Origin of the sequence: Pseudomonas sp. Ant30-3, from assembly GCF_000690905.1 — a bacterium.
Lineage (GTDB): Bacteria > Pseudomonadota > Gammaproteobacteria > Pseudomonadales > Pseudomonadaceae > Aquipseudomonas.
Window position 1 is genome coordinate 76,570 of the sequence record NZ_JMCL01000031.1, and the last position, 6,188, is coordinate 82,757.

The following is a 6,188-nucleotide window of genomic DNA, read 5'->3' on the forward strand; positions in this document are numbered from 1 at the left end:
GGGGGAGTTAGTGTTGCTCGCGAAACGGTGCCGGATTATAGGGACCTGCGGCCATAAACAAAAACACCGCCCGAAGGCGGTGCTGTTGTCAGCGGACAATCACGACGCGATCAACTGCCGCAGTACGTAATGCAGAATCCCGCCCGACTTGAAGTATTCCACTTCATTCAACGTGTCGATCCGGCACAGCACCTCGATTTTTTCACGGCGGCCGTCTTCGCGGGTGATCACCAGCGTCAGGTTCATCCTCGGCGTCAGCTCAACGCCTGTCAGGCCAAGAATATCCAGCGTCTCCTTGCCAGTGAGGTTCAGGCTCTTGCGATTCTGATCCAGTTTGAATTGCAGCGGCAGTACGCCCATACCCACCAGGTTCGAGCGGTGAATCCGCTCAAAACTTTCGGCGATAACGGCTTTCACACCAAGCAGGTTGGTGCCTTTGGCCGCCCAGTCACGGCTCGATCCGGTGCCATATTCTTGTCCGGCGATGACCACCAGCGGCGTGCCCGCTGCTTGGTAACGCATGGCGGCGTCGTAGATCGCCATCCGTTCGCCGGTAGGGATGTAGATCGTGTTGCCGCCTTCCTCGCCGCCAAGCATCTCGTTGCGAATGCGGATGTTGGCGAAGGTGCCGCGCATCATCACTTCATGGTTGCCGCGCCGCGAACCGTAGGAATTGAAGTCGCGCGGCTCCACGCCTTTGTCGCGCAGGTACTGGCCGGCCGGGCTTTCAGTCTTGATGTTGCCGGCCGGGGAGATGTGGTCGGTGGTCACCGAGTCACCGAGCAGCGCAAGCACCCTGGCGCCCGCGACGTCCTTGATCACCGGCGGCGGGCCACCAATGTCATCAAAGAACGGCGGATGCTGGATGTACGTCGAATCGTCCTGCCAGACATACGTCGCCGCCTGCGGCACTTCGATCGCCTGCCATTGCTCGTCACCGGCGAACACTTCGGCATATTCCTTGTGGAACATGGCGGTGTTGACTTGATTCACCGCTTCGGCGATTTCTTCGCTGCTGGGCCAGATGTCACGCAGGTAGACCGGGTTGCCATCTTGGTCATTGCCCAACGGCTCGCTGCTGATGTCGGTGCGCACCGTACCGGCCAACGCGTAAGCGACCACCAAGGGCGGCGAGGCCAGCCAGTTGGTTTTCACCAGCGGGTGCACGCGGCCTTCGAAGTTGCGGTTACCCGACAACACGGAAGCGACTGTGAGGTCAGCCTTCTGGATGGCTTTCTCGATGGGTTCCGGCAATGGCCCGGAGTTGCCGATGCACGTGGTGCAGCCATAACCGACCAGATCGAAACCGAGTTGGTCCAGATACTGGGTCAGCCCTGCAGCCTTGTAATAGTCGGTGACCACTTTCGAGCCGGGCGCGAGCGAACTCTTCACCCAGGGTTTGCGGGTCAGGCCTTTTTCCACAGCTTTTTTCGCCACCAGCCCGGCGGCCATCATCACGCTCGGGTTGGAGGTGTTGGTGCAAGAGGTGATCGCAGCAATCACCACCGCGCCGTTCTTCAAACGATAAGTTCGGCCGTCGTATTCGTAATCGGTTTCGCCGACGAGATCAGCGTTACCCACTGCAACACCGCCGCCGCCTTCACTCTCCAAGCGGCCTACTTCCTTGCTGGCGGGTTTGAATTGCAGTTCGATGAATTCGTTGAACGCTTGCGCGACATTCGGCAGCGAGACGCGATCCTGCGGGCGTTTCGGCCCGGCCAGACTTGCTTCGACGCTGCCCATGTCCAGGGCCAGGCTGTCGGTGAACGCCGGTTCGGTGCCGGGCAGCCGCCACAGACCTTGCGCTTTGCTGTAGGCCTCGACCAGTTTCACCGTTTCCAGCGGACGACCGGACAGGCGCAGGTATTCCAGGGTCACGTCGTCGACCGGGAAGAAACCGCAGGTAGCGCCGTATTCCGGGGCCATGTTGGCGATGGTCGCGCGGTCGGCCAGGGGCAGGTCGGCGAGGCCATCACCGTAGAACTCGACGAATTTGCCGACCACGCCTTTCTTGCGCAGCATCTGCGTGACGGTCAGCACCAGGTCGGTCGCCGTGATGCCCTCGCGCAACTTGCCGGTGAGTTTGAAACCGATCACTTCCGGAATCAGCATCGACACCGGTTGCCCGAGCATCGCCGCTTCCGCTTCGATGCCGCCGACGCCCCAGCCGAGGACGCCGAGGCCATTGATCATGGTGGTGTGGGAATCGGTGCCGACCAGCGTGTCGGGAAACGCATAGGTACGACCGTCCTCGTCTTTGGTCCAGACCGTGCGGCCGAGGTATTCCAGGTTCACCTGATGGCAAATGCCGGTGCCCGGTGGCACCACGCTGAAATTATCGAAGGCGCTCTGCCCCCAGCGCAGGAAGGCGTAACGCTCGCCGTTGCGCTGCATTTCGATGTCGACGTTCTGCTCGAACGCGCTGGCGCTGCCGAATTTGTCGACCATCACCGAGTGGTCTATCACCAGATCCACTGGCGACAGCGGATTGATCCGCTGCGGATCGCCGCCAGCCTTGGCCATCGCCGCGCGCATGGCGGCGAGGTCGACCACGGCCGGTACACCGGTGAAGTCCTGCATCAATACCCGCGCCGGGCGGTACTGAATTTCCCGGTCCGAGCGACGCTCCTTGAGCCAGGCGGCAATCGCCCGCAGATCGGCACCGGTGACGGTTTTTTCGTCTTCCCACCGGAGGAGGTTTTCCAGCAGGACCTTCAACGACATCGGCAGCTTGTCGAGATCACCGAGGCTCTTGGCAGCGTCGGGCAGGCTGAAATAATGGTAGGTCTTGTCGTCGACTTGTAAGGTTTTAAGACTATTCAGGCTATTAACAGACGGCATTACGATCACTCCTTTGAGTCCGCACGGCTACGGACTGAGGGGACGGACAGAGCATTAAAGCTAGCCCTGTTTTAAGTAGCTGGCTAATAACTGGACTCTATGAGCGCATCCAGGGTTCCGAACTCGGCTATCATGCGCCGGTTTTCGTGACAGGCTTTGCTACAGGGCAAGTTTGCGCATCGATGGTTTGCCGATTGCCCAGGAGATTTGATGAACACCCTCTTTATGCATTGCCGACCGGGCTTCGAAGGCGAAGTCTGCTCGGAGATTTCCGAGCACGCCGCGCGGCTGAACGTGGCCGGTTATACCAAGGCCAAGACCGCCAGCGCCTGCGCCGAATTCATCTGCACCGAAGAAGACGGCGCCGAGCGCCTGATGCGCGGCCAGCGTTTCGCCGAGCTGATTTTCCCGCGTCAGTGGGCGCGCGGAATGTTTATTGATTTGCCGGAAACCGATCGCATTAGCGTGATCCTTGCGCACATGGCCGATCTCCCGTTGTGCGGCAGTTTGTGGCTGGAGATGGTCGACACCAACGACGGCAAGGAACTGTCGAACTTCTGCAAGAAGTTTGAAGGCCACCTGCGCAAAGCGCTGATGGCGGCCGGCAAACTGGTGGACGATGCGCACAAGCCGCGTTTGTTGCTGACCTTCAAAAGCGGCCGTGAAGTATTCATGGGCCTGGCCGAGTCGAACAACTCGGCGATGTGGCCGATGGGCATTCCGCGCCTGAAGTTTCCGCGTGAGGCACCGAGCCGATCGACGCTGAAGCTGGAAGAGGCGTGGCACCACTTCATCCCGCGTGATCAGTGGGACGAGCGCCTGCACAGCGACATGACCGGCGTCGACCTCGGCGCCGCGCCTGGCGGCTGGACCTGGCAACTGGTCAATCGCGGCATGCTGGTGACCGCCATTGATAACGGTCCCATGGCGGAAAGCCTGATGGACACCGGGCTGGTACAACACCTGATGGCCGACGGCTTCACCTACAAGCCTCGTCAGCCGGTGGACTGGATGGTTTGCGATATCGTCGAGAAACCTGCGCGCAACGCGGCGATGCTGGAGGAGTGGATCGGCGAGGGACATTGTCGCGAGGCGGTGGTCAACCTCAAGTTGCCGATGAAACAACGTTATGCCGAAGTGAAACGCTTGCTCGAACGCATCGCCGATGGCTTCAAAGAGCGCGGGATCCGGGTCGAGATCGGCTGCAAGCAGCTGTATCACGATCGGGAAGAAGTGACCTGCCATTTGCGTCGGCTGGATGTGAAGAAGCCCAAATCCCGCTGACTGGACGCAAACTCTGTAGGAGCCGGCTTGCCGGCGATGGCCGTTACGCGGTGTATACGACCCACCGCGGCGCCCGTTTCGCCAGCAAGCCGGCTCCTACAGGTTGGGTGTTTGCCACAGATGACTGTTAACCCGGCATTGCGCGACAATGCCGGCCAGTTTCAGGAGTGAATCATGAGTGAAATGTTTGATACGCCGGTAGACGGCACCCTCGACGCCACCGGTCTCAACTGCCCGGAACCGGTGATGATGCTGCACCAGCACATCCGTGACCTGACGCCCGGCGGCTTGCTCAAGGTAATTGCCACCGACCCGTCGACCCGTCGCGATATCCCCAAGTTTTGCGTATTCCTCGACCACGAGCTGGTCGCGCAGCACGAAGAGGCAGGCACCTACCTCTACTGGATCCGCAAGAAACTCGCTTAACCCGCCGAACTGCTGATGCGGATCCTCTTGCGTGCACTGCGCGTCAGGCGGATCGACAGCATCAGCGCCGCGCAACTCAAACCGACGATCAAACCCTGCCACAGCCCGCTCGGGCCGCTCGGCGTGCCGAACCAGTCGGTCAGCCCCAGAATGTGGCCCACCGGCAAACCGATGCCCCAATAGGCAAACAGGGTCAGGATCATCGTCACCCGCGTGTCCTGATAGCCGCGCAGCGCGCCGGCCGCCGTCACCTGAATCGCGTCGGAAAACTGGAGCAGCGCCGAGTACACAATCAGCATCGCCGCCACGTGAATCACCGTCGGATCAGCCGTGTAGATGGTCGCGATCTGCTCGCGCAGCAACAGCATCATGCTCGCGGAAATACACGCGTAGGCCAGCGCCGTGCCCATGCCGACACCGGCAGCGAAGCGCGCTTCACGCGGCTGCTGACGCCCGAGCGCCTGACCGACGCGAACGGTCACGGCCATGCCCAGGGAGTAGGGGATCATGAACACCAGCGAGCTGAAGTTCAGCGCGATCTGATGCCCGGCGACCACCGTTGCGCCGAGGCTGCCGATCAACAGCGCGATCACCGCGAAGATGCTCGATTCGGCGAACACCGCGATGCCGATCGGCAAACCAATGCTCAGCAGACGCTTGATCACCGTCCATTGCGGCCAGTCGAAACGACTGAACAATTGACTCGACTGATACGCCGGCGCCCAGCGTTCCCAGCCCGCCATGCCCAGCGCCATCACCCACATGACAATCGCCGTGGCCCAGCCGCAGCCGACGCCGCCCATGGCCGGCACGCCAAAATGGCCATAAATGAAGATGTAGTTCAGCGGAATATTCAGCGCCAGCCCGCACAGACCCAGGACCATCGCCGGCCGCGTACGCCCGAGGCCGTCACTGAAACAGCGCAGCACATGATAGATCGCCACCGCGGGCAAGCCGCTGGCGATGCCGTGCAGGTATTGCATGCAGGGACCGATCAGTTCGGGATCGACGTTCATGATGTGCAGAATCGGCTCGGCGCCAAGCAGCATGGCGGTCGCCAGCACGCCCACGACCAGCGCCAGCCACAGGGCCTGGCGCACGATCGGACCGATCTCGCTGTGGGTGCCGGCACCGAAGCGTTGGGCGACTTTCGGCGTGGTCGCCAGCAGTGTGCCGGTCATCAGCAGAAACACCGGCACCCAGATCGAGTTGCCCAGGGCCACCGCCGCCAGATCTCGCGGCCCGACCCGGCCGGCCATCACCGCGTCGACGAAACCCATCGCGGTGGTCGCCAGCTGCGCGACCATGATCGGCAGCGCCAGGCCGAGCAGGTTTCTCAGCTCCAGGCGAACTCGGGCAGGGCGGGTGAGGGGGGCGGCGTCAGAGCGTTCAGTCACGGCATTCAAGGGCAGAGCGTCCAGAAAAATTATGCACACAGGCGGCCCATTCTACGCCTTGACGCATCGGTCAGGAAAAGACCTGTGTTAGCGATTTGTAATCATCGATAGCACCGTTGTGGCGAGGGAGCTTGCTCCCGCTGGACTGCGCAGCAGTCCCAACCTCACATGCGGTGTGCCTGCTGGTTAAGGTCGCTCAAGTGGGGGACTGCTGCGCAGTCCAGCGGGAGCAAGCTCCCT

At 61.5% G+C, this 6,188-nt stretch carries 4 protein-coding genes; 2 read left to right on the forward strand and 2 right to left on the reverse strand.

What is annotated here, in order from left to right; genetic code table 11:
- Window positions 1-99: 99 nt before the first annotated feature.
- Complete coding sequence (gene acnA, locus DU29_RS0108935) at window positions 100-2,841, reverse strand: aconitate hydratase AcnA (protein WP_028621433.1); 2,742 nt, start codon at window positions 2,839-2,841, stop codon at window positions 100-102.
- A gap of 210 nt (window positions 2,842-3,051) precedes the next feature.
- Between acnA and rlmM the strand changes: the two genes are divergently transcribed.
- Together rlmM and tusA are read left to right on the forward strand one after the other, a co-directional pair.
- Entirely contained in the window at window positions 3,052-4,125 is a 1,074-nt protein-coding gene (rlmM, locus tag DU29_RS0108940) for a 23S rRNA (cytidine(2498)-2'-O)-methyltransferase RlmM (protein ID WP_028621434.1), read from the forward strand.
- A 174-nt stretch (window positions 4,126-4,299) separates the two neighbouring features.
- Entirely contained in the window at window positions 4,300-4,551 is a 252-nt protein-coding gene (gene tusA / locus DU29_RS0108945; protein WP_028621435.1) for a sulfurtransferase TusA, read from the forward strand.
- Here the strand turns inward: tusA and DU29_RS0108950 are convergent.
- The gene (locus DU29_RS0108950; RefSeq protein ID WP_028621436.1) at window positions 4,548-5,957 is read right to left on the reverse strand and encodes an MATE family efflux transporter; all 1,410 of its coding nucleotides are present in this window, start codon (window positions 5,955-5,957) and stop codon (window positions 4,548-4,550) included. The two genes, tusA and DU29_RS0108950, sit on opposite strands and share 4 nt — an antisense overlap.
- Window positions 5,958-6,188: the final 231 nt, after the last annotated feature.